General features: G+C 47.0%; 22 protein-coding genes and 1 pseudogene. 11 read left to right on the top strand and 12 right to left on the bottom strand.

Annotation, left to right across the window (positions count from 1 at the left end):
* Positions 1–124 precede the first annotated feature (124 nt).
* Positions 125–1,231, bottom strand: a pseudogene (locus H6570_05305) (IS3 family transposase).
* A gap of 288 nt (positions 1,232–1,519) precedes the next feature.
* The gene (locus H6570_05300; GenBank protein MCB9318678.1) at positions 1,520–4,828 is read right to left on the bottom strand and encodes an AAA family ATPase; all 3,309 of its coding nucleotides are present in this window, start codon (positions 4,826–4,828) and stop codon (positions 1,520–1,522) included.
* A 446-nt stretch (positions 4,829–5,274) separates the two neighbouring features.
* Here H6570_05300 and H6570_05295 point away from each other — a divergent pair, with 446 nt between their 5' ends.
* The 10 genes from H6570_05295 to H6570_05250 all read left to right on the top strand — a co-directional run bounded on the left by H6570_05295 (position 5,275) and on the right by H6570_05250 (position 14,566).
* On the top strand, positions 5,275–5,616 hold the full coding sequence (locus H6570_05295) for an alkylphosphonate utilization protein (GenBank protein ID MCB9318677.1): 342 nt from the start codon (positions 5,275–5,277) through the stop codon (positions 5,614–5,616).
* A gap of 127 nt (positions 5,617–5,743) precedes the next feature.
* Positions 5,744–6,157, top strand: a complete 414-nt coding sequence (locus H6570_05290; GenBank protein ID MCB9318676.1) for a DUF2384 domain-containing protein — start codon at positions 5,744–5,746, stop codon at positions 6,155–6,157.
* Positions 6,154–6,615, top strand: a complete 462-nt coding sequence (locus H6570_05285; protein ID MCB9318675.1) for an RES family NAD+ phosphorylase — start codon at positions 6,154–6,156, stop codon at positions 6,613–6,615. The genes H6570_05290 and H6570_05285 overlap by 4 nt, the downstream gene beginning before the upstream one ends.
* A 12-nt stretch (positions 6,616–6,627) precedes the next feature.
* Positions 6,628–7,068, top strand: coding sequence for a DinB family protein (locus H6570_05280; protein MCB9318674.1), 441 nt, complete (start codon positions 6,628–6,630; stop codon positions 7,066–7,068).
* 568 nt (positions 7,069–7,636) lie between these two features.
* Complete coding sequence (locus tag H6570_05275) at positions 7,637–8,659, top strand: DUF1080 domain-containing protein (GenBank protein ID MCB9318673.1); 1,023 nt, start codon at positions 7,637–7,639, stop codon at positions 8,657–8,659.
* Positions 8,660–9,836: 1,177 nt separating this feature from the next.
* On the top strand, positions 9,837–10,100 hold the full coding sequence (locus H6570_05270) for a DUF4212 domain-containing protein (protein ID MCB9318672.1): 264 nt from the start codon (positions 9,837–9,839) through the stop codon (positions 10,098–10,100).
* Entirely contained in the window at positions 10,097–11,797 is a 1,701-nt protein-coding gene (locus H6570_05265; GenBank protein ID MCB9318671.1) for a cation acetate symporter, read from the top strand. The genes H6570_05270 and H6570_05265 overlap by 4 nt, the downstream gene beginning before the upstream one ends.
* An 11-nt stretch (positions 11,798–11,808) precedes the next feature.
* Positions 11,809–13,713, top strand: a complete 1,905-nt coding sequence (gene acs, locus H6570_05260; protein ID MCB9318670.1) for an acetate--CoA ligase — start codon at positions 11,809–11,811, stop codon at positions 13,711–13,713.
* 66 nt (positions 13,714–13,779) lie between these two features.
* Positions 13,780–14,154 (top strand): DUF983 domain-containing protein, encoded by a 375-nt coding sequence (locus H6570_05255; protein ID MCB9318669.1) that lies wholly within the window; start codon positions 13,780–13,782, stop codon positions 14,152–14,154.
* Positions 14,147–14,566, top strand: a complete 420-nt coding sequence (locus H6570_05250) for a rhodanese-like domain-containing protein (GenBank protein MCB9318668.1) — start codon at positions 14,147–14,149, stop codon at positions 14,564–14,566. Before H6570_05255 ends, H6570_05250 begins: the two co-directional genes overlap by 8 nt.
* Positions 14,567–14,631: 65 nt before the next feature.
* Here H6570_05250 and gldC read toward each other — a convergent pair whose 3' ends face one another.
* The 10 genes from gldC to H6570_05200 all read right to left on the bottom strand — a co-directional run bounded on the left by gldC (position 14,632) and on the right by H6570_05200 (position 23,807).
* Positions 14,632–14,973 carry a gliding motility protein GldC gene (gene gldC, locus H6570_05245; protein MCB9318667.1) on the bottom strand — a complete coding sequence of 114 codons (342 nt, stop codon included), beginning with the start codon at positions 14,971–14,973 and terminating at the stop codon, positions 14,632–14,634.
* 38 nt (positions 14,974–15,011) lie between these two features.
* Positions 15,012–15,713: an NAD-dependent epimerase/dehydratase family protein gene (locus H6570_05240; protein ID MCB9318666.1), complete on the bottom strand. Its 702-nt coding sequence runs from the start codon at positions 15,711–15,713 to the stop codon at positions 15,012–15,014.
* Positions 15,710–16,654 (bottom strand): DUF4249 domain-containing protein, encoded by a 945-nt coding sequence (locus H6570_05235; GenBank protein ID MCB9318665.1) that lies wholly within the window; start codon positions 16,652–16,654, stop codon positions 15,710–15,712. The genes H6570_05240 and H6570_05235 overlap by 4 nt, the downstream gene beginning before the upstream one ends.
* A complete protein-coding gene (locus H6570_05230) occupies positions 16,654–18,993 on the bottom strand; it encodes a TonB-dependent receptor (GenBank protein MCB9318664.1) in 2,340 nt (779 codons plus the stop codon). Before H6570_05230 ends, H6570_05235 begins: the two co-directional genes overlap by 1 nt.
* Before the next feature lie 74 nt (positions 18,994–19,067).
* Positions 19,068–19,847 carry a TraB/GumN family protein gene (locus H6570_05225; GenBank protein MCB9318663.1) on the bottom strand — a complete coding sequence of 260 codons (780 nt, stop codon included), beginning with the start codon at positions 19,845–19,847 and terminating at the stop codon, positions 19,068–19,070.
* Positions 19,847–20,323, bottom strand: coding sequence for an Lrp/AsnC family transcriptional regulator (locus tag H6570_05220; protein ID MCB9318662.1), 477 nt, complete (start codon positions 20,321–20,323; stop codon positions 19,847–19,849). Before H6570_05220 ends, H6570_05225 begins: the two co-directional genes overlap by 1 nt.
* A gap of 61 nt (positions 20,324–20,384) precedes the next feature.
* Entirely contained in the window at positions 20,385–21,791 is a 1,407-nt protein-coding gene (locus H6570_05215; GenBank protein ID MCB9318661.1) for a Glu/Leu/Phe/Val dehydrogenase, read from the bottom strand.
* Positions 21,792–21,795: 4 nt separating this feature from the next.
* On the bottom strand, positions 21,796–22,008 hold the full coding sequence (locus H6570_05210) for a CcmD family protein (protein ID MCB9318660.1): 213 nt from the start codon (positions 22,006–22,008) through the stop codon (positions 21,796–21,798).
* Between the two features lie 74 nt (positions 22,009–22,082).
* Complete coding sequence (gene ccsA, locus H6570_05205) at positions 22,083–23,144, bottom strand: cytochrome c biogenesis protein CcsA (GenBank protein ID MCB9318659.1); 1,062 nt, start codon at positions 23,142–23,144, stop codon at positions 22,083–22,085.
* 12 nt (positions 23,145–23,156) lie between these two features.
* Positions 23,157–23,807: an ABC transporter permease gene (locus H6570_05200; GenBank protein ID MCB9318658.1), complete on the bottom strand. Its 651-nt coding sequence runs from the start codon at positions 23,805–23,807 to the stop codon at positions 23,157–23,159.
* 166 nt (positions 23,808–23,973) lie between these two features.
* Here H6570_05200 and H6570_05195 point away from each other — a divergent pair, with 166 nt between their 5' ends.
* The gene (locus H6570_05195; protein MCB9318657.1) at positions 23,974–25,206 is read left to right on the top strand and encodes an N-acetylmuramoyl-L-alanine amidase; all 1,233 of its coding nucleotides are present in this window, start codon (positions 23,974–23,976) and stop codon (positions 25,204–25,206) included.
* Positions 25,207–25,266: the final 60 nt, after the last annotated feature.

Genomic DNA, 25,266 nt, shown 5'->3' with positions numbered 1-25,266 from the left:
AGCCATGCGTCAAGCTTCGAACGTTGTATGCCATGTAAAAAAACACAGTACTCAAATGATACCAATTGACCGCACCGAAATAGAAGCATGTGTAGCCTTCCCCGAGAATGTAGCCTTCCCCAAATTAGGACACGTTTAAACTAGACAGATTCAAATTTATTTGATTTCTGTAATTCAATGGTGACAATCCATTTAAACCGCTATGTGAATGATTCAAATTGTAATCTTCGCGCCATTCTTCGGACAGTTTGCGTAGCTGTTCGAGGTCTTCGAATAAGTACGCATCCAGTACATCTTCTCTGAATAATCGGTTGAATCGTTCGATATAAGCATTCTGCATCGGCTTTCCGGGCTGTATAAAAAGGATGTTTATATTCATTTCTTTACACCAATTGGTAAAGGAGTTTCCCCGGAACTCCGGACCGTTATCTACCCGGATAGCTCGGGGTATGCCTCTTTCCCACACCAGTTCATTCAGGATCCGAACGACGCTTTCATCACTGTGTGAGTAATCAGCCTCGATGCGTAAGGCTTCCCGACTGTAATCATCAATGATGTTTAATACCCGGATCCTTCGACCATATTCCAGTGAATCATGCATGAAATCGGCACTCCAGGTACGATTGATGGTAATTGGAAGGACCAAAGGGTGCTTTATGCTTGCCGGCAGTCTTCTTTTGCGCTTTCGTCTTATCGGTAATTGCAGTGTCCGGTATACTCGAAGTAACCGTTTGCGATTCCACGTATATCCCTGCGATCTCAATCTGCCGAAATAGTTGTCAAATCCTCGGGTAGGTAATAAGTCAGCCAACTCCTGAAGTGCTACCTCTACTTCATGATCGTCCCGTTTAGACTTATAATACCATTGGGACCTGGGTAAATTAACGACCCGGCAAGCCTGCTGTACGGACACTTTTTTTTCTTCCATCAAATACTACACTCGCCTTTTTCGCTCAGCAGGCTTCAGAACTTTTTTTCCAATACTTCTTTTAGCAGTTGGTGATCCAGACTCAAATCCGCAAACATACGCTTGAGCCGGCGGTTTTCATCCTCCAATTCCTTAAGCCGTTTCAGCTGCTGGTTGTCCATGTCTCCGTACTTTTTTGCGCCAGGTGTAAAAAGTCGCACGGTTGATTTTTTGCTCACGACAGATGTCCTCTGTCCGCTTGCCGGCTTCATACTCCTTGAGTATGCCGACAATCTTTGTCTCTGTAAATTTTGTTCTTTTCATGGTCAAACAGTTTAAAGTTAAGATTTCTGTCTAGTTTTAAACTGTCCGATTCTCGGGGAAGGCTACATTCTCGGGGAAGGCTACAGTCTCGGGGAAGGCTACAAAAGGATCCAAATAGCATTTTTAGAACAGAAATATTATTTCACTGGTATAATCGAAATCAAGAGCTGTCATGGGAGTAAATTAATTGAAAAAGCTAATAAATTAACTATTAATAATGAATGACAATGAGATCAAATACTTAAACAGCATAATTAAAAATATTTATGATAAAATATCATTTGATTCTCACCTAAGATTTTCAATTTCGTTGAGTAGGTTCTGGGCGGATTTCAAATCGATGGATTCAAAACCTTCTGTAAATGAATCGTAAATTCCCGAAACTAGTTGTTTGGTCTCATTTATCTTTCCCTTCTCAGTCCACAATCTTGCAAGATCACAGGCAGCTCGCAGTTCATAAGTTTTAGCAAATTGTTTCTTCGACATTTCAAGCGACATAGTTAAGTTAATTTCAATTTCAGGATCCTGTGGATTCAAACCATATAACATCAAACCTTTTATCCTATAGAGCTCTGCGGTATGCATATGGTATCCGGATTGATTTACAAGACAAATGGATGAGTTAACCCATTTCAGGCCATTTATAAAATCACCATTTAGAAGATATATTTCTGCAACATAGGATGAAAAAATGCTTTCTATTGATTTGGCACCCATTTTTCTTGCCGTCTCCAGATTTACATTAACAAAATGCCTGAAGGCGTCAAGATCACCCTGATATGCTTTGGAAATATTATAAAAAGATTCTCCTGCAAGCATGAAGAACGGATCACCGAATTCCATAGCTTTTGGCAAGTATTTTTTCAAAATTTTTTCAGCTGATTCCCACTCTCTGGCTTCGATTAGTTGCCAGCCTGCCCAAGCATAGATATGATATAAAGTACGCGAGTCCTTATGTTTTTCAGCAATTTCCAAATGGTGTTTGGTGATGGACTTAGCTTGATCAGGAAAGCCAGAGATTTGTAGACTAACTGACCACCATACCTCAACGCAAATATCGACCTTGCCCCCTGGTGACAATTCTAGTGGTATATTAATAGCCGGCAGATAGATCTCTATCGCATTTTTTAAAAATTTATTTGCCAGTTTAAATTGACCCAGGAACACGTTCACGGTACCCTTAATATGCAGGCCAAAAAGATTAAAAAGGTAGCCTTGTTCAATCGAGGTACCAACTTGTAAGCAATATTCAATTAAATCATTTGTTGTCTTTGATTCTTCGGAAAGCATATAGTAGGTCTGCAGATTGTAAAGTATAAATGCAAGTTTAGGTGTTATATCAATGTTTTGAGCAATCTGTTGTGCTCGACTGAAATAGATGCCAACCTTAGGATGCGTATAACCATAGTAACCAATACTTACTCCTCCGAGCGTCAAATTAAAATCAAGTTCAAGATCCTGCCGTTTTTCATCATTATCAACGTACTTAAGTAGCGACATGCCCTGCTCCAAGTGTGATATTGCCTCCTTGTTAGCATGTTTTTGTGCGGCCATTTGTCCTGCTTGCAGCCATATTGGAATCGCAACCAAGGGTCGCTCACCCTGGGTATAGTGGTATGCTATTAGCTCAGGTTGAGTTATTTTAGTATCCGATGTATCATTCAGTATTTCAGCAATTTTTTGATGTAGTTGTACTCGCTGTTTTTTCAATAAGGATTCATAAGCTGCATCCTGAATTAGGGCATGCTTGAACTTGTAAACCACCCGGTGATCATTCAACTGACGGTAAATGATCTCAGCTTGAACGGATGCTTCAAGAGATTGAACTAGTTTACCTGGATCAGTTTCTGTGACAACTGAAAGAAGGTTCACAGAAAATTCTCGTCCGATCACAGACGCTGATTGTATAACTTCTTTCACTTGCTCTAATCGATCTAATCGAGCAAGCAATGAATCTTGCAAAGAAGTAGGTATTGCAAGTTTTGGTTTGTCACCTTTCATTTTGTATTCCGTTTCAAGTTCCTGCATAGTGCCGGATTCCAGAATCAATTTGGTTAATTCTTCTACGAAAAGAGGAATACCTTCCGTCTTCAGGAATATTTGATTCAATATTTCAGGAGGCAATCCCTTACCATCCGCATAGAACGAGGAAATCTGATTGGTTTCAGATCTGGATAATCGCTGCAAAGTTATCGGGGTAACTTCAGACCGAGTTACCCAGTTGGGTGTATATCCTGGCCGTGAAGTGCATAGAAGAAATAATTTTTGATCAGGTAGATGATCAACTAAAAAGTCAAGCCATTCCAAAGTTGAGGCATCCGCCCAATGCAAATCTTCAATAACCAGAACTTGATTTGGTAGGTGCCTGAGTACAATATGGGAAATGCTTTCGATTAATCTTTGCTTTCTGGCGACAGGACTGAGTTGAAGGGGTAAAAACAAATCCGACTTAAGATTCAAGAATTCTGCAAGTAGCGAAATGGTGGATTGGTCGTCGATTCCAATTCGATTCAATACCTCTTTCACCTTTGCATATCTATCCTCCAATCCATCCTCACTTCGGATTCGAAATATTTCAATCTCTAAAAATTCAGTTAGTGGATGAAAGGCACTGGTCTGGTGATAAGCAGAACATCTAATTACATGCTTTGACAAGTTATGCGCTTCAACCAATTCGTCGGAAGCAGCCCGTACCAACCTCGATTTCCCGATGCCAGCTTCTCCTGAAATAAATATGAGATTGCCATTGCCATCTTGGGTCCTTTGCCATTTTTCCTGGATCAATTTGTATTCCGACTCTCTCCCAACCAGTGGTGAAAGTCTACCTAATACTTTTTGGGTGACATCCAAACGAGTTTTAGCGCTGCTCGAACGAAGAACTTGAAAAATCTCCACAGGCTGTGCTATGCCTTTCAGAGTTCTTTCACCTAGACTTATGACCTCGAACCACCCTTCAATCATTTTCATAGTTTGCAGGCTAATTACCAATCCATTAATTGGGGCCTCCGATTGAAGTCGGGCTGCTATATTGGTCGTTTCTCCCAAAGCTAAATGATCATCTACCACCACTATTCCAGTATGCAACCCAATTCGGATTTTAATCTCAGTCTCCCAGCGTTTGATCCATTCCTTATTTGCTATTTGAATGTCTTGAATGATTTCTAATCCAGCTCTTACTCCAGCTACCGGTGCATCTTCCAGGCCCTTCGGATAGCCAAAGTAAACTAACAATCCGTCGCCAAGATATTGAGCGATATGGCCTCCATGTTTCTGGATTGCTATATTGGCAACCTCTTGATAGTCCAACATCACTTGACGGTAGTCTTCTGGATCAAGGTGCTCAGATAGTGCCGTCGATCCGACGATGTCTGTAAACATCACGGTAAGTTGGCGTCGTTCGGCCTTCCTCGTCTTTTGGGAAACATTGATATTTATCGTTTTCTGGACGTGAAGTGTTGCCCCACAAGCCATACAGAATTTGGCGGTCGTGGGGTTTGCTGCACCACATTGATTGCATATTCCTTGGAGACTTGAGCCGCAATTCGTACAAAATTGTGCTTGGCTTGGATTTTCATTTTTGCAATGAGGGCATTTCATGCGTAAGTCAAAGCTAAAGTTATAGTAATCTGATAATCATCCTATTAAGTTAGGATATAAATATTAAATCTGAATATATTTAAGCAGCGAATTTGACAGTAGAGAATGTAGACTTCAACGAGAACCAGACGCCTTAAATCGAGCCAGAAAACCTAACCTAAAACTGTTTGACCACGAAAAGAACAAATTGTACAGAGACACCGATTGTAGGCATACTCAAGCAGCATGAGGGAGGCAAGCGGCCCGGGGAGATCATTCGGTGGAAAACTGACCGTAAATCGCCTTTGAAAACCTATTGATCACTTAACATAGACCATTGCATCCTTGCATTTCATTTACTGGTATTTGATGAGCCGTATCCGCTTCCCCCGGTGAATAATCACCGAAAACCAGTGTTTGCTATCGGGAGATCTTTATTTTTGCCGCATCAAAACACCAAAATAGCGATGCCCGACACCCTTCAAACCTGCCCGCAATGCGCCTCACCCTATGGATACTTTCTGCGGGAAGAGACCTATGCCTGCCCGGAATGCGGTCATGAGTGGAACCCGGCCGAGACTCCAGCCGAAGAAACGCTGGTGGTCAAAGATGCCAATGGAAATCTCTTGCAGGATGGGGACACGGTGATCGTCATCAAGAATCTGCCGGTGAAAGGCGCTTCAGCTCCCATCAAAGCGGGCACCAAAGTCAAAAATATTCGACTGAGCGATGGCGACCACAACATCGACTGCAAAATCGACGGATTTGGGTCCATGGGGCTGAAATCCGAATTTGTCAAGAAGGCCTGAGCGGACTCTGGCGCGTTGACACGATTCGCTCCTTCCCGAAGTTCGCCTCCCTGGGTCGAAACTACTTAATGCAATTTGTCGTTAATATTATGACATTTTTCGTAAATTGGAATTAATAATCTGCGCAATGGGATCAAGCAAGCACCTTATCGAAGCAGTAGAAGGCCGGGATGTCATGACACTGGTAGAGGTAGCACGCCAAGGGTTGCTCTATTCAACCTTTGAAACGCTGGCCAGTTACCTGGCCTTCACCCAGCAAGAATGGTCGCATTTTTTAAACACCACCCTACGTACCCTGCAGCGCTATAAAAAGGATAAAAAACCCATGCCACAGCCCATCTCCGAACGAATCCTCCAGATTCAGATCATCTATCAGCTCGGGCTGGAAGTATTCGAAGATCAAGCATCCTTTGATCAATGGCTGAACCTGAACAGCATTGCTTTAGGAGGACGCAAGCCCAAAGACTTATTGGATAGTACGTTCGGAGTCGAAGTGGTCAAAGATGAATTAAACCGGATCGAATACGGCATCCTGGCATGATCGTCTACCGGATTGGCAAACGAAAATATGCCGGTGACCTATCAGGGAGAGGCGCGCAAATGGCTGGTGGTCGCTGGAATCGGAAAGGGATCCCCGCCATCTACACCTCAGAATCCCGGGCTCTGAGCCTGCTCGAAGTGGCGGTGCATTTGCCTTTGGGAATGGTGCCACCATCGTATTCCATTGCAACGTTAGAAGTGCCCGATGCGCTGATCGAAGTTTTAGATCCAAAATCCCTGTCCGAAAACTGGAATCGGTTTCCTCCGACGGATGAAACGCAAAAACTGGGCGATCATTTTTTATTGGCTATGAAGACCCTGGCCTTGAAGGTGCCTTCAGCCATCATCCCGGATGAGGTTAATGTGATTATAAATCCATTGCATCCGGATAGGATTCACGTAAAGATCATTCGCATAGAAGATTTTACGATCGACCGAAGATTATTCCACCCGAAGTAAATTCCTTGCACTTTGAATAAAACGCTGGCTCAATTCTATACCCGCGACTTACACAAACTTATCGATGAAGTCAAGGCCTTCAGAAATGAAGGGAATCTGTGGAAAACGGCAGGTTCGATTCGTAATTCCAGCGGGAACCTGGTCTTACACCTGATCGGCGGATCCAATTACCTCTTTGGGACGGTGCTGGCCCATACCGGATATGTCCGGGACCGGGAGCGGGAATTCACCCAAAACGGAGTCCCCAAAGAAGAATTGATCCGGCAAATGGAGGCACTGATCCCCCTGATCACCAATACAATAAATAGCATCGACTTAACTGCTCCCTACCCCATCCCATTTGACGATGCCCTACGCACCAACGGCTATGTCGTCGTCCAGCTATTGGCTCACCTGAATTACCACCTCGGTCAGATTAATTACCAGCGCAGAGCCCTGGAAGGCAGGGATTGACCGTATGTCTTTAATACAAGGAAAAACAAAGGACTGTCACATATTTATTGCAAAATGTAAGGTCGAGGTGCCAGGGCCTATTGTGATGCAAAAATTGACTTAACAACATGTGGATAGCTGTGAGCCCTTGATTGTTTTAAAGGTTCAATCAATTACCTTATTGGTCCTGATCGTTGTTCTTTTTTTATTTCCCTTTTTGTATCGGCAAAAAGGGAGAAAAACCTCGTAATCCGCAAAACTCACCTTTGCGTCCAGTCATTGATCTGAAGAGTCTGGTTTATAAGGTATTTGCTCCCTCCCTCCTTGACGGCCACCCACAATTCCACCGTTTTTCAACGGCTGTCAAAGGAGGGGCGTACCCATTGTTCAAACAGTTGCGGCTTACACCAAAGCCCCATATCGTCTGATTTTGACCAACAGTTAATCTCGACCCACAAGATTCAGCTTGTGCGTCTCAAATCTGACACCTACATATCTCTTTTTTACTATTTTAATTCAAAGGTATCTGGCAGGATACTCTTGGCGCTGTTTGCAGGAATAATTACCTTGACACTTCAAACCATCATCGATGAAAAAACGAATCCAGATTCTACTGACTACCCTGACCCTAGCCCTGATCGTACAGGTCAACGTCTCTGCCCAAGATAATGCATCCTTAACCCCTTATCTCGGTACCTGGGCCCTCACCCTCCCACCCTTTGACGGCACCTTCAATGCCGGCTGGCTGGAAGTCACCCAGGAAGATGGCTACATCGGAGCCAGCGTGCTCTGGTATGGCGGCAGCGTGGTTCCGGTCAGTCACGCCTACCTCGAAGGGGATGACCTCGTCGTTACGTTTGTAGGCGAGCGTAATTTACCCGGTGATAAAAAAGCACAAGTCACCTCCTGGTTAAAAATGCACCTGGAGGGCGAGACCCTGAATGGCGTCCGTTACTTTCCGCGCACCGATGGTACCCGGGTCGAACGCGCGAGCTTTTATGGAAAAAAATTACCGGCCGATCCTCCGGCTCCGGACCTTGCTAAAGTTAAATTCGGACCGGCCATCAACCTCCTGGATCAAAATAGCCTGAAAGGCTGGGAGATCATGGGCGATGATGTGACCAGCGGCTGGAGTGTGTCCAACGGCATATTGAACAATAACCCGGTTCAGAACGACCCAAACCACCACATCCATTACGGGAATTTACGGACAGTAGATGAATTTGAAGATTTCAATCTTAGCCTGGAAGTTAATGTACCGGAAGGAAGCAACAGCGGCGTTTATCTTCGCGGCATCTACGAAATCCAGGTGTTCGACAGCTATGGGAAGGACCTTGATCCGCACAACATGGGCGCGTTGTACAGCAGGATCACACCATCCATGGCCGCCGAAAAGCCTGCCGGACAGTGGCAGTCCCTGGACATGACCCTGGTTGACCGGCATGTGACGGTCATCCTGAACGGCAAAAAGATTATCGACAATCAGCCAGTCCGCGGATGTACCGGAGGTGCCATCACCTCCAATGAGTTCATCCCGGGTCCTATCTATCTGCAGGGAGACCATGGTACGGTGGAATACCGGAATATTGTGTTAAGGCCGGTGATCAAATAAATATTGATTGTTTGCCACTTTTACCTGACGTATACTTCGCCAGAGGCTCAGTATGACAGTTCTGCTTTTGACTCATCGTGAATAATATTCAACGCCCTGTCATGCTGAACAGCAACCGTACAGCGTTGCGTCGTGAAGCATCGGTCGTTGGCTGTATTTTCATGCTTGTAGTGATTAGCCACGTAGTATAACATTGTTCCTATATACTCCCTGATAACTATGCATAAAGTACTCCACTGGACAGATGCTTCGCCAGAGGCTCAGCATGACAGTTCTGCTTTTGATTCATTAAGGATAATAATCAATACCTGTCATGCTGAACAGCAAACGCATAGCGTTGCGTCGTGAAGCATCGGTCGTTGGCTGTATTTTCTTTTTTGCAGTGATTTGTCATATAGTATAACATTGTTCCTATATACTCCCTGATAACTATGCATAAAGTTCTCCGCTGGACAGATGTTTCGCCGGTGACTCAGCATGACAGTATTGATCATTAGTGCCATCACTCCGTTGAACCGATGCTTCGCCTGAGGCTCAGTATGACAGTTCTGGTTTTTTAGTACCATATGCCATACCTGTCATGCTGAACAGCAACCGGGCAGCATTGCGTCGTGAAGCATCGGTTGATGCTTGTATTTTCATGCTTGGAGTGATTAGACACGTATTATAACATTGTTCCTATATACTCCCTGGCAACTATGCATAAAGTACTCCGCTGGACAGATGCTTCGCCAGAGGCTCAGCATGACAGTTCTGGTTTTTTAGTACCATATGCCATACCTGTCATGCTGAACAGCAACCGCGTAGCGTTGCGTCGTGAAGCATCGGTCGTTGGCTGTATTTTCTTGCTTGCAATGATTAATCACATAGTATAACATTGTTCATATTATTCTCCCAGGTAACTATGCATAAAGTTCTCCGCTGGACAGATGCTTCGTCTGAGGCTCAGCATGACAGTTCTTCTTTTGAACCAACATATGATATACCCCACCAAACAGATGGTGTTCGCATTTTCCAGGTAAATGGACAGGAATCCCTGATAACCCGATCAATGTCCACACATAGTGATTGACCGTACACTACTAATCATTACCAAACATGACCTGCATGCATACCTTGTTTCGGTAAATATTCCTTAATTTCCGAGTCCTTATAAACGCTGTAATCAACTGTAAAAATGTCAACTGAAGTGACCAAAATGTATTGGCGACAAAACATCTGGTATTTGTCCGTATTGCTCCTCATTTGGTTTATCGTTTCATTCGGCTTTGGAATTCTGTGGGCTGACTGGCTCAATCAGTTCCGTATCGGCGGCTTCAAGCTGGGGTTCTGGTTTGCACAGCAAGGGTCCATCTATTGTTTTATCGGGATCATTGTCGTGTACGTCATCCTCATGAATCGTCTGGATCAGAAATTCAAAGCCAAAAAGACGACACCATGAGCCAAACCGTATGGACCTTCCTTATTGTCGGGATATCATTTATCCTGTACATCGTCGTTGCATGGTGGTCGAGAGCCAAATCAACTTCGGAGTTTTATGTTGCCGGCTCCGGCGTCCACCCTGTACTCAATGGGATGGCCACCGCGGCAGACTGGATGAGCGCCGCTTCCTTCCTCTCCATGGCAGGACTGATCGCTTTCCTTGGTTACCAGGGAGCGGAATACCTGATGGGATGGACGGGTGGCTATGTGCTGCTTGCACTCTTACTGGCCCCTTACTTGCGCAAGTTTGGGAAATTCACCGTGCCCGATTTTATCGGCGAGCGGTATTATTCCCAGGGAGCGCGCCTGGTGGCGGTCATTGCGGCGTTGTTTGTGTCCTTCACCTATGTGGTGGGGCAAATGAAAGGCGTCGGGGTGGCTTTCAGCCGGTTCCTGGAGATCGACTTTAAATACGGAGTCATTATCGGAGTCTTGATCGTCTTCTTTTACGCAGTACTGGGCGGCATGAAGGGCATCACGTACACCCAGGTGGCCCAATTCTGCGTACTGATCTTTGCCTATCTCGTTCCTGCCATATTTATCTCGGTGCTGATGGTCAATAACCCGATCCCGCAGCTGGGACTAGGCGGAAAACTCAGTGATGGGACATACCTCCTCGACAAATTGGATCAGGTGTGCCGGGACCTGGGCTTTCAAGAGTACACGATCTCTAAAAAGAATACCATTGACTTTGCCTTTATTACGGCAGCGCTTATGCTGGGTACCGCCGGATTACCCCACGTGATCGTGCGATTTTTCACCGTACCCAATGTGAAGGATGCGAGGAAGTCAGCCGGTTGGGCTTTGCTGTTCATCGCCCTGCTGTATACCACTGCACCGGCTATCGCTGTATTCTCAAGAACCAACCTGATTCACACCGTCCAGGACCAACCCTACAACGAGCTGCCGGCCTGGTTCAAGAACTGGGAAGGCACTGGCCTCCTCAAATTTGAGGATAAAAATGGCGACGGGAAAGTCCAGTATTACAACGATGCCAATCCGACCTTCGTCGAAACGGTAGCCAATGAGCGTGGGTGGAAAGGTAGTGAGCTGACGGTAGATCGGGACATCATGGTGTTGGCAAACCCGGAGATTGCCAACCTGCCGGCCTGGGTTGTCGCCCTGGTCGTAGCAGGAGGTCTGGCTGCCGCCCTTTCGACGGCTGCCGGATTATTGCTGGTGATCTCCACCAGTATTTCCCATGACCTGTTTAAGAACTGGCTCAGGCCAAACATCTCAGAGAAAGGAGAATTGAAGACAGCTCGTATTACCATCGCCATAGCGGTTGTCATCGCGGGATGGGCCGGTATTGATCCACCAGGATACGTGGCCCAGGTGGTTGCATTCGCCTTTGGACTGGCAGCCGCCAGCTTCTTCCCGGCCATCATTATGGGGATTTTCTCGAAGCGTATTAACAAACAAGGCGCCATAGCCGGCATGATTACCGGCCTGGTGTTTACCACAGCTTACATTGTATACTTCAAGTTTCTGGGAGGAACCCCCGATGGATACTGGTGGGGCATATCCCCTGAAGGTATCGGGACGGTGGGCATGATTATCAACTTCATCGTGTCCATTGGAGTTACTTATATGACACCACCTCCTCCCTTAGCAGTGCAGAATATGGTGGAACACATTCGATTACCAGATGAATAAAACATATTGATATGAACATGCAAATTAGAACCTGGGAAGAATACCAAAATACCTACGACCGGAGTGTAAAAGACCCGGAAGGCTTTTGGGGATCCATAGCTGAAAATTTCCTGTGGCGGAAAAAGTGGGATCAGGTTCTGCAATGGAACTTTAAGACACCGGATATCAAATGGTTTCAGGGCGGCAAGCTAAACATCACCGAGAATGCACTGGATCGTCATATTGCTGAGCGTGGCGATCAGACAGCCATTCTCTGGGTGAGCAATGATCCGGATGCCCCGGCAAAACGCTACACCTACCGGGAGCTGCTCAACGAGGTTAATCAGGCAGCCAATGCCTTAAAACAACTGGGTATCCAAAAGGGAGACCGGGTTTGTTTTTACATGCCCATGATCCCGGAATTAGCCATCGGTATCTTGGCCTGTGCCCGCATCGGAGCCGTGCATTCCGTGGTGTTTGCCGGATTCTCGGCATCCGCATTAGCAGACCGGATCAAAGACGCCAGTTGCAAGATGGTGATCACCTCGGATTACAATCCACGCGGTGCCAAAAACATACCGGTCAAAAAGGTCGTCGATGAAGCATTGTCCATGGGTTGTGACTCCGTAGAGCATGTGCTGGTCTACCAGCGTACCGGCGAACAGGTAAACTGGACCAGCGGACGGGACAGTTGGTGGCATGAACTCGTTTCGCCGCAGTCCATCCATTGCGAAGCCGAAACCATGGACAGTGAGGACATGCTATTCATCCTCTACACCTCCGGGAGTACCGGCAAACCTAAAGGCGTGGTGCACACCTGCGGAGGATACATGGTCTACACCTGCTATTCATTCCTCAACGTATTTCAATACCAACCAGGTGACATCTACTGGTGTACGGCGGACATCGGTTGGATCACCGGTCACTCCTACATCGTGTACGGCCCTCTGTTAGCCGGCGCTACCTCGGTGATGTTTGAGGGCGTACCTACTTATCCGGACCCGGGACGTTTCTGGGAGATCTGTGAACATTACCAGGTCAACCAGTTTTATACCGCCCCGACAGCTATCCGGGCACTGATGGCTGCCGGTGACGAGTGGCCCAACAAATACGACCTGAGCTCCATCAAGGTTCTGGGATCGGTAGGTGAACCCATCAATGCCGAAGCCTGGCACTGGTACGATGACAATGTGGGAAAAGGCAGGGCGCCAATCGTGGATACCTGGTGGCAGACCGAGACAGGTGGGATACTGATCTCAGCACTGGCGGGAATCACTCCCATCAAACCGACCTATGCGACCCTTCCGTTACCCGGGGTTCAGCCCTGCCTGGTGGACGCATCCGGAAAGGAACTGACAGAGAATGGTGTCGAAGGGTTGCTGTGTATGAAGTTTCCCTGGCCGAGCATCATCAGGACCACCTATGGAGACCATGAGCGTTGCCGGACCACCTATTTTGCGACGTTTGAAAACATGTATTTTACCGGCGACGGAGCCAAGAGGGATGAAGACGGCCTTTACCGCATCATCGGACGGGTAGATGACGTCATCAATGTATCCGGCCACCGTATCGGAACTGCAGAGGTCGAAAATGCCATCAACCAGCATGACGCTATCATTGAGTCCGCCGTAGTTGGTTATCCCCACCCGATCAAGGGACAGGGCATCTATGCTTATGTGATCACAAGCACCATCATTGGTGATACTCAGGTGTTCGAGAAGGAGGTCCTGGCCGTGGTCACCCGGGAAATCGGTCCGATCGCAAAACCGGACATCATACAGATCGTAAGCGGATTGCCGAAAACCCGGTCCGGAAAGATCATGCGGCGCATCCTGCGAAAGATTGCGGAAGGCGATACATCCAACCTGGGCGACACTTCGACACTGCTCAATCCAGAAGTTGTGGATGAGATCAAAGAAGGAGCCCTGGCAAAATAAGTGATCAGGATTACATAAAAACTGTGCGGAGCACTTCATCTTTGCGTGACCATTTGCGTCGCATCTATGAAAGGAAGTGCTCTGTACAGTGTTTTTAACCTGAAATGTCCCCGTTGTCACGAAGGGAAATTATTTGAAACTTCCGTTTTTGACTATGCTCATCCGCTATCCATGGGGAAGCACTGTGACGTTTGTCATCAGAAATACGAACTGGAACCGGGATTTTACTGGGGAGCCATGTTTGTATCCTATGCCGTCAGTGCATTTCTCATGTTTGGCCTGATTGCTTTGTTCTATTTCGGAATCAATACCTCACTGGAGGCCGCATTCGGCTGGACCATTGCCATCATAGTCCTTCTGTTCGTCTATATTTTGCGACTCAGCCGGAGCATCTGGCTTCATCTTTTTGTTAAATACGATAAAAACTGGCAGAATGAATAATTGGCTTTTTCTTGCTTTTCTATCGATAGGAGCAATTTCATGTGCGCATGCTCAATCCACTGAAACCGTCGTTCCGGGTGTAAAGACAACCCCCGGTGTGGTGACCAACATTTCAGTTGACCAACTGGCAGCAGCTCTGGCTGCCGACTCCAGCATTCATGTACTTGATGTACGCTCCATTCAGGAATATGTTGGAGGTCATATTGCCAATGCGAAGCAAATAGACATTCTTCAGAATGAACATTTCAAGGAAGAGATCCAAAAACTGGACAAGAACCATACCTATTGGGTTTACTGCCGCAGCGGTCACCGCAGTCTTATTGCAGCCGATGAGATGATCCGGGCCGGATTTACGTCCGTGATCAACGTAGAGGGCGGATTCAATGCCTGGAGTGCCCGTAAGAAAGAATAATTTCCGGAGTAATTAAGGTCAATGATGCCCTGTGAGCGCATTGCCACCGTGATTCATTCGGGGGATTAACCGCGCTTGATGATCTCGGTTTCTTCACCAAAGAACTGGGCAAATTTCTGCATCTCATTAGCCATGCGGACATTATTGGTTGCCCGCGCGTAGGAGTCTGCCAATGAACGCATGGTCTGATATACCAGCCGGTCCATTTCAATCACCTGCATATCTTTGGTCCACAGGTCTATCTTAAGGGTATCACCGCTTTTCATATCAAACAGAGAGAGAAAGATGGCTTTGCATTCCTGCTTACCGGTTCCGGCTGGATCGTCGGATGTCTCCCACAGGATCTGTTCCGGAATGTTTTTACTGTCCATTTGGACCTCCAGCTTAATTTCAGACTTCTTCTGCATGTTCAATTTAATTTCGCAGGCAAAGGTAGGAAAGACATTCAATTTGGGTCCTCAACACCGGCAATCTCCGCAATGATGTGACTCTCATAGGTATGGACACCGCCACTGAGCTTTTGCGCCACCCGGATCATAGCCAAAGCAACGGTTTCGGCATGGACCGGTTTGTAGACGGTCATACCTCCCCCGGTCACTTTATCTAGCCAGTGGCCTACCGATCCTGCCACCTTTTCACCCATACGCAATTCTTCCCGCTGGCCCAGGAGCACCGAAGGCTGGAAAATGTGAATACCCCAGAAAGGCAGTTGCTTAATGGCTTGCTCCAGGTTACCCTTTACTTTGCTATAGAAAAATAATGCGTCCGGATCGGCACCCACCGATGAAACCAAAAGAACCTGATGGACTTTATTGTCACTGGCCATCCGGGCCATCTTCAGGTTGTAAGTGAGATCTACCTTGATGAACGCTTTTCGGGACCCGGCTTTGGCCATGGTGGTTCCCAGGCACAGGAATAGGTCATTGCCCTTAAATTCGTGAGCATACTCTTCCAGGCGATCAAAGTCTGTCATGATCTCCTGCAGTTTGGGATGCTGAAAGCTGAGATGGCGGCGTACAAAAACCTTCACCCTGCCATAGGCCGGATGGTTTAGCAATTGACGGACGACTTCATTGCCTATCAATCCCGTAGCGCCGGCAACGATCGCGATTTTATTGCCGGTATGAATGTCAAGCGGATCTTTCACTTTTCCGGTACGATTGCATCATAATACGCAACAGCATAGCCTCCCCAGACTCCGAGTCCTCCCTGTATGTTCGAACTCACCCGCACATAGCTGGAGAATGGTCCGCCGCTGTTACGGCTGGATTCGAAGGTATTCCAAAATTTGAAATGATCGGCATCGATATTGGTCCATTTTATAGAAATGGTATCCCCTCGATGAAAGAGGCCAAATATTTCAGGGTTGTCATCCGGAGTATGCTGCGGGGAATTGATTCGAAAGTCCAGTGTCTTACCGTTGAACAAGGCATCATCGGAAACGGATGCAAAGCCGGGATCGTAAATTCCAGAATTGATGCGGATGAACTGGCGGTAATAATTGGTTTCATCAGACGGGTCGGAAATTGTCGCTATCAGCTGGGCCAGGCTATCAATAGGCATACCTGGCGTGGGCTCGAAACGAAAAGAGTCCAACGGGACCAATTCCGGTATGGTCGTAATTGCTTCCAGTATTTTACCTTCGGCTTCCACATGCAATGCATATTGTTTGCCAAATTGTCCCACCACCTGACCATTGAGGTCCACATATACACAGATATTGATCTCCAGGCTATCCGGATCAAACCCAAACTCACGGGCTACCACTTTCCGCAAGGTCGTATCGAGGTCGTTCAGACAAATTTCCGGCAGGGTGGCGGTTATACCATCGTAGGATACCTGTACCAGTGCGTCATGCACGTAACTATTTTCCAAATCTCCGGGATTCAGCTGCTGAAAAAAGGATCTGGAACGGGTTAGTATCACATACGCCGGCATCGGTTGATCCCCGGCTTCGACGTAACCTTCCACAACCAGCTTGGATGGTCCCTCGACAGTGTCCGGGATGTATTCTTCCTCACACCCGGTTCCTGCAAGGAAAAGAAACAAGGCAAGGCTATGGATCCAGAAGTTATTTCTCAGTGCCATTATTTCCATTTAAAATTCCAGGTAACGGAAGGGATGATCGGGAATATCGAAACTTTATAGGCTTTTGCCTGAGCCTCACCAGTCGCCAGATTGGTGTCAATATCCGTATAGGTGAAATACGGGTTGCGGTGGTTGTACACATTGTAAACCGAAAAGGTCCAACTACCCCGAAAACGCTTTTCTGCAGACCTGGCAGGCACATAAGTCGCTGAAATGTCCAGGCGGTGGTAGGGCTCCAGCCGTGAACTGTTGCGGGGGCCATATTCCGTCACCAGGTCCTGCCCAATGAGATAAACTCCATCGATCGGAGTGTAGGCTCTGCCTGTACCGTAAACCACGACACCTCCGAAACTCCAACGGTCGTTGAGCTGGTAATTGGCAACCACCGAGACGTCATGGGTCCGGTCAAAGGTCGTAGGATACCAACGGCCCCCTTCGATCTCCGAAAAAGACCTTTCAGAACGGGATATGGTATAACCGATCCAGCCGTTAAGGTCCCCTTTCGATTTGCGCAGGAAAAATTCGGCGCCGTAAGCCCGCCCTACTCCAAACACAAAGTCATCTTCCACATCATTGGAGAGGTTGTTTACATAGGAATCACGGTAATCGATCTGATTTGCCAGGTCCCGGTAATAGACTTCTACGGAAGTTTCCAGCGTATTATCCTTCCAGTTTTTGAACACACCCAAAGCGTACTGAATGCCTTGCTGCGGCTTGACCACTTCCGTGCTGGGTACCCAAACATCAGTCGGAAGCGTGCTTGCGGAATTACTCACCAGGTGTATGTATTGGTTGGTAAATGTTATGGCGGCCTTAAGCGAAGCGGATGGTAAAAGCTGCCAGCGCAAGGCAGCCCTGGGCTCCCAGCCATCGTAGGTCACCACGGAATTCCAGGAGCCGTATTGCTCGCCATTGAACTTGGAAGTGTAAGGCCCTACCTGGCTGAATCGGGAATAGCGCATACCCAATTGCACATTAAAAGCTGATCCCAACTTGATCTCATCCTGAAAATAGGCTGCCGACTCCACACCAAATTTATCGGTAAAGTCCGAGCCAAAGGTTACATCTCCACTGGTGCCCTGTACGACATTGGGTACAAACCGGTGACGAATGGCGTTGATCCCAAAACGGATGGAGTGACGGTAATTCGGGTAATAGTCAAAATCCAGCTTGGTATTCCAATCCCGCACTCCGGAGAAAAGCTTGAACTTAAAAAGATCCTGCCCGCCCGAAAAACTGAAATCGTAGTCGTTGTAGATCACCGAGGTATTCATGAACAGCCGGTCATTGAAAAGATGGTTCCACCGCAGCGTTGCAGTTGCATTCCCATAAGGCATCCTCAGACTGAAATCCGACTGATTCGAGTTAAAGGCAAATACATCCCGGCCGAAATATCCGCTCAGGTAAACGCGATCTTTCTGCGAGAACTGATAATTCAATTTGGTATTCAGGTCGTAGAAATAATAGTTGGTACCGGCAAAGTTGCTCCTGCGGATGAAAGGCTGAGCCAGGTCCAGTGCATAAGTACGCCGGGCGGAGACCATAAAGGAACTCCTATCCTTGATCACCGGGCCTTGGACGGTTAATCTGGAAGCGATCAGGCCAATACCCCCATCCACTGCATATTGCTGATTATTGCCTTCTTTCATCTGGACATCCACCACCGAGGAGAGCCTGCCACCATACTGGGCCGGCATATCTCCCTTTATCAGGGTGGTGTTTTTAATGGCATCCGCATTGAATACCGAGAAAAATCCCAGCAGATGGCCCGTATTATATACCGGAGCTTCATCCAGCAGGATCAGGTTCTGGTCTGCTCCCCCACCCCGTACATAAAATCCGGAACTGCCTTCACCACTGGACATTACACCCGGTAGAAGTTGGAGAGCTTTCAGGATATCTACCTCGCCAAAAACTGCCGGCAACAATTTTATGTTTTCAATCGGCAAATCTATTTTACCCAATTCCGTACTGGTCACATTCCGGTCTCTTTGTTCCGCGACTACGACCACTTCATCCATCGCCACCCCTTCACTCAAATTGATGTTAACGGTTTGATTATCCAGAAGTTGGATGGTCTGATGCTGGTCCTGATAACCCAGGTAGGAAAAAACCAGGGTATACTCACCAGCCGGCAAGGTCAGGGAATAAAATCCATACGCATTGGTTGAAGTACCCTGCCCGGGATCGGCCTGGTTGTACACATTGGCGCCTATCAGTGTTTCCCCGCTATTAGCATCCCTGACATAACCGCTGATCGTAGCATTTTGAGCAGGCAAAGCCGACGCCATCAACAAAAAAATACAAATAATACTTAGGGTATCTCTCAAGGTGTTCATATTGCAGTATTCTGCCGGGAGTCCCGGAGATATTAAAACCAGCTGCAAAAATAAGGGTGAAAACAGATGGAATGCTAGCCCTTCCAGGGTGATACTCGATAACCGGCCTGTTTTATTAGACGAAGCAAACCGTAGTGGCCCCAGAGATGGGCAGCACCGACAGCCACAAGGACGATCTGGTCTCCGATCAGATCCTCCATTACAGAGAACATCACTTTGTTGCGGTCGTACAGCATTAATTTCCGGTAAGGACCCAGTTGTTTTTTACTGGACCGGTACAATTGCGGTAATCGTTCAAGCCGGTAACCTGCCACCATTTCACCGATCATCCGCCGAAAACGCTGTGGCGACCGGGCGATGGATTTCAGGCTTTTGATTTGCCAGGAGAAGTCCAGGTGGCTGGCTATCTCCATCTGTCTTTCCAGCGTTTCCAATCCTGTCCTTTTCTTTCCCCTTTCTTCCGCCAGCCGCCATACGAAATGGTCCACCGGTTTTCCCGCAGCTTTAGGCAGGATCTTTTCGATGAGGAACTGATAAATGAATATGGGAGGCACCCGATCCCAGGGCAGGAGGTCAAATTCAAAAAACCGAATGAGCTGGTCTCGAAGCCGTTCGTACTGTTGCGGGGAAAGATGGTCCTGGATGCCCTGCTCCAGCATGGGAAATGCAGTATTTTCCATGGATTCCAGATCAATTTCTGTGGCAAGGAGATCAATTGATTCAACCAAACGCAGACAACGCTCCTGCAATTCCGGAAAGAGGTCGCAGTCCAGGTGCATGGTACCAAATAAATAAACAGGAGGCCTGACGGAATGCCTGGCAGTCCAGATCAAATGATCCAATCGACCGGACATCAGTCCTCCTTGCCGTAATCAAACGGCAAAACCTTTGAGTCCTTTACGGTTGACAGGGTCACCAATGTTTTCAGGCGTTCGATCTCGCCTATCTGCGACAAGGTTTTGAACAGAAGTTGCTCATAGGTTGGAATGTCTTTGCACACGACTTTAAGCAACAGGTCTGCTTCTCCGGTGATGATGTAGCACTCGGTAATCTCATCGATATGCTGGATCTTCTCAATGAAAAGATCCAGCACATTTTCTTTTTTCCAGGCCAGAGAAACCAGCACAAACGTCTTGACATTCAAGCCGATCGACTGCGGGTTTACCTCGGCATGGTAACTGTCGATGATATTGGTTTGCTCCAGCTTCTTCACCCGTTCCAGGGTGGGAGCCGGAGATAAATTTATTTTTTTAGAAAGTTCAAGATTGGTAATCTTACTATTCTCCTGGAGTAACTTAAGTATTTTACGATCTATCTTATCCAACTTCATGATTTATGACCCATTTATTGCAAAAAACAATATAATAAAATAAGCCAATTCCGGAGATGGCTTATGGGAAAATCCCCAAATTGTGGTAATCCGACGCAATCTTCTCCAGTGCGACCACAAAAGCAGCGGTACGCAGGTCTTCGCAACTTTTCTTACGCTTGCGTACTTCATTGATCTCATGGTAAGCGGTCACCATGGTCTCCTCTAGTCCCGAACGCACCAAATCGATTTCATCAGCCCCTCTGGTGAGGAAGTCTTTTTCTTTATTGCCAATTGATTTTCCGGTTTGCTTTTCGATCAGGCCTACCAAATTTGAATAGGTATTGTGGTCAAAACGTTTTTCCATCCGGCCAAACCGCATGTGGGAAAGGTTTTTCAACCATTCAAAATACGAAACGGTCACCCCTCCTGCATTGATGTACATATCGGGGATGATCATCACGCCTTTCTTGCGCAGGACTTCATCGGCATCGGCGCTCACCGGACCGTTAGCTGCCTCCGCTATGATTTTGGCTTTGATGTTGTTCACATTATCAATGTGTATCTGATTCTCCAGAGCTGCAGGTACCAGGATATCGCATTCCAGCTCCAGAGCAGCTTCCCTGCTGGGAAGGTTTTTGGCACCGTTAAAATTCAAAATACTTCCGGTAGCCTTCCGGTGCTTCAACAACTTATCGATGTTGATGCCATTCGGATTGTAGATGGATCCTTCGTACTCTGAGATGCCGATGATCTTCACATCCCCTTCATCCTGCGAGATACTCCCGGTATAGGAACCAACATTGCCCAGTCCCTGGATAACCATTGTTTTTCCGGCCAGTCCTGGTTCCAACCCGAGTTTCTTCATATCCTCCTTGATGGAAACCGCTTCGCGCATGGCATAATAGACACCTCTCCCGGTGGCTTCCGTCCTTCCCCTGATCCCGTTTTGTGAAACCGGCTTACCGGTGACGCAGGCTACGGCATCAATGTCACCCCCTTTATAACTCATATAGGTATCCAGGATCCAGGCCATTTCCCGGGCCCCGGTGCCGTAATCAGGTGCAGGAACATCCAGTCCGGGACCGATAAAATTCTTTTTGATCAGTTCTGCGGTGTATCTGCGAGTAATGGCTTGCAATTGTTCAGGGGTATATTTCCAGGGAGTAATTTTGATACCTCCTTTAGCTCCACCAAAAGGCACGTCCACGAGTGCACACTTATAAGTCATCAATGAGGCCAATGCCATGACCTCATCCTGGGTAACCCGGGAACTGTAGCGTATACCACCTTTGGTCGGTTGACGGTGCTGACTATGCTGCACACGGTATGCTTCAATCACTTTGTACTGGTTTCCGATCTTTACCGGAAATCGCAACTGAAGTACTGCATTGCATTCTCTGATTTGATGGAGTAGTCCTTTGGGGATTTTTGTCATTGCGGCAGCGCGGTCAAAATTAGACTGTACGCTCTCATAAAATGTTGACATATAATTATTTTTGGTTAAGGTCTTTCTCCATTCTCCTTATCCGCCGGTCCAGGCTGATCAAAAAAAGTACGATGCCCAGAAAGCTCACCACAATTACCGCGACGACGACATAAATTTTACCGGAATTCCGGTAATAATCCAGTGACTGCGATTGCCCCCACAACAGGTGTGAGGTGAATACCAACAATATAACGGAAAGGACTCTTGAAATACGCATCTTATAAAATGATTGAAAACCATTTTTTAGACGGGCCAAATATAATTCTAAATGATGAACCATTATCGCTGGAATTAATATTGTTCGGTTAAATTTCTGCTGCGGGCCTGATATTGAATTTTCAGGTAGCGGAAAGTCAGCTGGGCAACCCACGTCGCCAACAGGGTCCATCCGATGATCGCCGGATAAAAGACCAGGCGCATGGTATTGTCCAGATCCTCACCTCCCATAGCTGGATTGCCACCACTGCCCGGATGGAGGCTGTCGACCAATCTGGGAACCACATACAGCAACGGTATTAAAGTGGCGAAGGCAAAGATGTTATAGGCTGCTCCGGTACGGGCACGTTTTTCCTGGTCTTCGATGGAGGAGCGCAGGACAAAATAGGCCAGATAGATCAGCATGGCCACGGCTGCCATCGTCTGCTTGATATCCCAGCTCCACGCTTTGCCCCAGGTATTTGCGGCCCATATCATCCCGGTACTTATGCCAAGAAAACCAATCAATATACCAACCTGTGCATAGGCATTGGCTTTGAGATCCCAATCCAGCCGGCCCGAACGCAGATAACGTATGCTGTACACCATCGAAGCACCCAGAATGAACATCATGGCAAACCAAAGCGCTACGTGGAAATAGGTGTTCCGGATACTCTCCATCAGGATATTACGGTAGGGAAAATGCAGGCTGGTATTACGGTCAAATGCAAATTGAGACTCAGGTACCCATTGACCTGTCGAAGGTCCCTCCTCGCCTTGCCGGATGGAAACTGCGGAAGGAAGGATTGCTGTGCCCGTTCCAGCGGGATAGATAAACAGGGTGGCAAACTCCGCCGATTTTGCACCTTCCGGAAGAGCAGGAATATCGAATTTGGCGGAAAGCTGATAATCAGAAATAACCTTATATTCTTTAGCCGAAACACAGTGGTCATCATCCAGCTTGAGCACCACATTAAGCTGATCAAACCGGGTAAACCGGGTATTATACCCCCAGATATCAAATTCCTTTTGTGTTCCAGTAGATGTCTGGCCCGGAGACACTTCCACGATCCCGGGGCCCAATGGCACCAGCATACCAAAAAGAAGGGTGTACAATAAAATTGCAATACCCAGATATTTCCACCATTCCAATCTCATACCATTGCTGCTTTAGTCCTTCCACAAAAATGGAAATAACCATAAAGACAATCCCATTAACAACAAATCAATTGCCAAAAGGATAGTAAAATCTCCACCAATTTCGCCTCCCATAGACATCCCGATGGTAAACGCACTCATTCTGACTCCTGTGATCAGGATAGGAAGCAGCACCGGGAATCCAATGATAACCGCCAAGGTAGCGCTTTCCGCTGCCTGATTGGCTACGATGGAAATAAACGTAAGACAAATCCCAAAACTTGCGCTCACTGCGGCAACGGTTCCGATAAATAATGCAAAATGCTGTACCGGGCTTGGAATAAAAACAGTAAGCAAGAGGTAAATCAGGATGGCGGCTAAGAACAGCAATACAATATTGTATATGGTCTTGCTGAGGAGTAATGTCACGGGGTCGATCAGTTGCTGGAAATAATATTTGCGGTTACCACTCTCCTGCTGATAGGACTTCAGCACCGCATTCATACCTACAAATAAAAACAGGATCCAGTACAATACATTCCACACGGGGCCACTGATCTGCTGGAAGGATATGACAATCACAAATACCAGCGTTATAAGATAGAGCAATAACCCGGAAAGGGCGTATTTAAGACGCCATTCGATCATCCAGTCTTTCCGGATCAGCGACCATATCTGAGCCATTGCTTTCATTGCCTAAAGATAAGATGCTGATTGCCATTTATCTGTGTTTTGCCGCCAACCAATCTCCTTTCAGATAAATATCTTTTATATATGACAAATAAAAATTATTATTTCAATTGATTATATATATCATATTTATGTAATTTGTGCCTCAAAACCTTTCTGAATGCGACGTCTGGGAATTTTACTCTTACTGGTTCCATTTCTGTTCAGCTTCAAGCCGGTAGATGAGGCTGGATATTACAAAGTGACCGCCACGACCGGTGACGGAGTTTACTCCATCCTGCGCAAATATGGACTGCTCAATGATTGCAATCTGGAGCACTTTTACAACATCAATAACATTGATCCGGAAACCTACCTGGTAGCCGGAACGCAATATCTGCTTCCGGTTTACATCTATCGCTATGATGGTAAGAGTATAGAAACCACACTGGACATCCAGGACGAGGAAAAGGCCCGTCGGATCCAGAGCTATAACGACTTCCTGAAAAACCAGGGGCTCCGAAAAATGACCATCGAGAACAGCAGGATCATATGGGTACCTTTCCATGAGTTGTATTGCATGGCTGAAAAGGTGACGCGCAAGCCGGAAGTGGTCAACCAGAAACCACAGACCAAAACTTCTGTGGCTGATGAAGCTGGCCCACGCGTGGTCGCCGTAAGCGAGCGGTCTATGACCGTGCCCCTCTTTGGCAAGGAATACGCGGAAGTGCCGATAAAAAGTGACGCACTTAAACGGAAAGTATTTTTTATTGTGGCAGGTCACGGCGGACCGGATATCGGATGCAATACTGTCAAGGACGGTCATCGCCTCTGTGAAGATGAATATGCCTACGATGTGGCTTTACGCCTTTCCCGGTTGCTTATGGAAAATGGAGCCAAAGTGGAGATCATCATTGAGGATCCCAACGACGGAATCCGTGACGCGGAAATACTGGATAAAGATTACGATGAACGTTGTATGGGTGAAAAACTTCCCCGCAATCAAAAACTGCGTTTACAACAACGCTCGGATGCGGTGAACAAGCTTTACCGGGAATATAAGGCCAAAGGTTATACCGATCAGAAAATGATTTCCATCCATGTGGACTCGCAAAATGAAAACAACCGGCAGGATGTCTACTTTTTCCATGCACCCGGAAGCAAAGCCGGCAGCCATCTTGCCTTCAATATGTATAAAACATTCCAGCAGAAATACGACTATTACCAGAAAGGGAGAGGCTATCGTGGTTCGGTACGCCCTTACGAATATTTTGTTTTGGTCAATACACTTCCTCCGGCGGTATTGGTTGAACTGGCCAACATTCAAAATGAAAGCGATCACAAGCGCATACTAAGCCCCACGAACCGGCAATATCTTGCTCAATGGTTGTTCGAGGGTATCATCAAAGACTGATATGGATTCAGATATCCGGACCTCGCCTCGCATCATCGAATCCGGAAATCTGACCGTTTC

The organism is Lewinellaceae bacterium (genome assembly GCA_020636135.1).
Lineage (GTDB): Bacteria > Bacteroidota > Bacteroidia > Chitinophagales > Saprospiraceae > JAGQXC01.
Note: the sequence above shows the minus strand (reverse complement) of the source record. Positions and strands in the feature narration are given on the sequence as shown.

Excerpts from the sequence above, each read along its gene's own strand:
- H6570_05300 (MCB9318678.1), bottom strand. The coding sequence starts at position 4,828 with ATGAAATGCCCTCATTGCAAAAATGAAAATCCAAGCCAAGCACAATTT.
- H6570_05295 (MCB9318677.1), top strand. The coding sequence starts at position 5,275 with ATGCCCGACACCCTTCAAACCTGCCCGCAATGCGCCTCACCCTATGGA.
- H6570_05290 (MCB9318676.1), top strand. The coding sequence starts at position 5,744 with ATGGGATCAAGCAAGCACCTTATCGAAGCAGTAGAAGGCCGGGATGTC.
- H6570_05285 (MCB9318675.1), top strand. The coding sequence starts at position 6,154 with ATGATCGTCTACCGGATTGGCAAACGAAAATATGCCGGTGACCTATCA.
- H6570_05275 (MCB9318673.1), top strand. The coding sequence starts at position 7,637 with ATGAAAAAACGAATCCAGATTCTACTGACTACCCTGACCCTAGCCCTG.
- H6570_05270 (MCB9318672.1), top strand. The coding sequence starts at position 9,837 with ATGTCAACTGAAGTGACCAAAATGTATTGGCGACAAAACATCTGGTAT.
- H6570_05265 (MCB9318671.1), top strand. The coding sequence starts at position 10,097 with ATGAGCCAAACCGTATGGACCTTCCTTATTGTCGGGATATCATTTATC.
- acs (MCB9318670.1), top strand. The coding sequence starts at position 11,809 with ATGAACATGCAAATTAGAACCTGGGAAGAATACCAAAATACCTACGAC.
- H6570_05255 (MCB9318669.1), top strand. The coding sequence starts at position 13,780 with ATGAAAGGAAGTGCTCTGTACAGTGTTTTTAACCTGAAATGTCCCCGT.
- H6570_05250 (MCB9318668.1), top strand. The coding sequence starts at position 14,147 with ATGAATAATTGGCTTTTTCTTGCTTTTCTATCGATAGGAGCAATTTCA.
- gldC (MCB9318667.1), bottom strand. The coding sequence starts at position 14,973 with ATGCAGAAGAAGTCTGAAATTAAGCTGGAGGTCCAAATGGACAGTAAA.
- H6570_05235 (MCB9318665.1), bottom strand. The coding sequence starts at position 16,654 with ATGGCACTGAGAAATAACTTCTGGATCCATAGCCTTGCCTTGTTTCTT.
- H6570_05230 (MCB9318664.1), bottom strand. The coding sequence starts at position 18,993 with ATGAACACCTTGAGAGATACCCTAAGTATTATTTGTATTTTTTTGTTG.
- H6570_05225 (MCB9318663.1), bottom strand. The coding sequence starts at position 19,847 with ATGTCCGGTCGATTGGATCATTTGATCTGGACTGCCAGGCATTCCGTC.
- H6570_05220 (MCB9318662.1), bottom strand. The coding sequence starts at position 20,323 with ATGAAGTTGGATAAGATAGATCGTAAAATACTTAAGTTACTCCAGGAG.
- H6570_05215 (MCB9318661.1), bottom strand. The coding sequence starts at position 21,791 with ATGTCAACATTTTATGAGAGCGTACAGTCTAATTTTGACCGCGCTGCC.
- H6570_05210 (MCB9318660.1), bottom strand. The coding sequence starts at position 22,008 with ATGCGTATTTCAAGAGTCCTTTCCGTTATATTGTTGGTATTCACCTCA.
- ccsA (MCB9318659.1), bottom strand. The coding sequence starts at position 23,144 with ATGAGATTGGAATGGTGGAAATATCTGGGTATTGCAATTTTATTGTAC.
- H6570_05200 (MCB9318658.1), bottom strand. The coding sequence starts at position 23,807 with ATGGCTCAGATATGGTCGCTGATCCGGAAAGACTGGATGATCGAATGG.
- H6570_05195 (MCB9318657.1), top strand. The coding sequence starts at position 23,974 with ATGCGACGTCTGGGAATTTTACTCTTACTGGTTCCATTTCTGTTCAGC.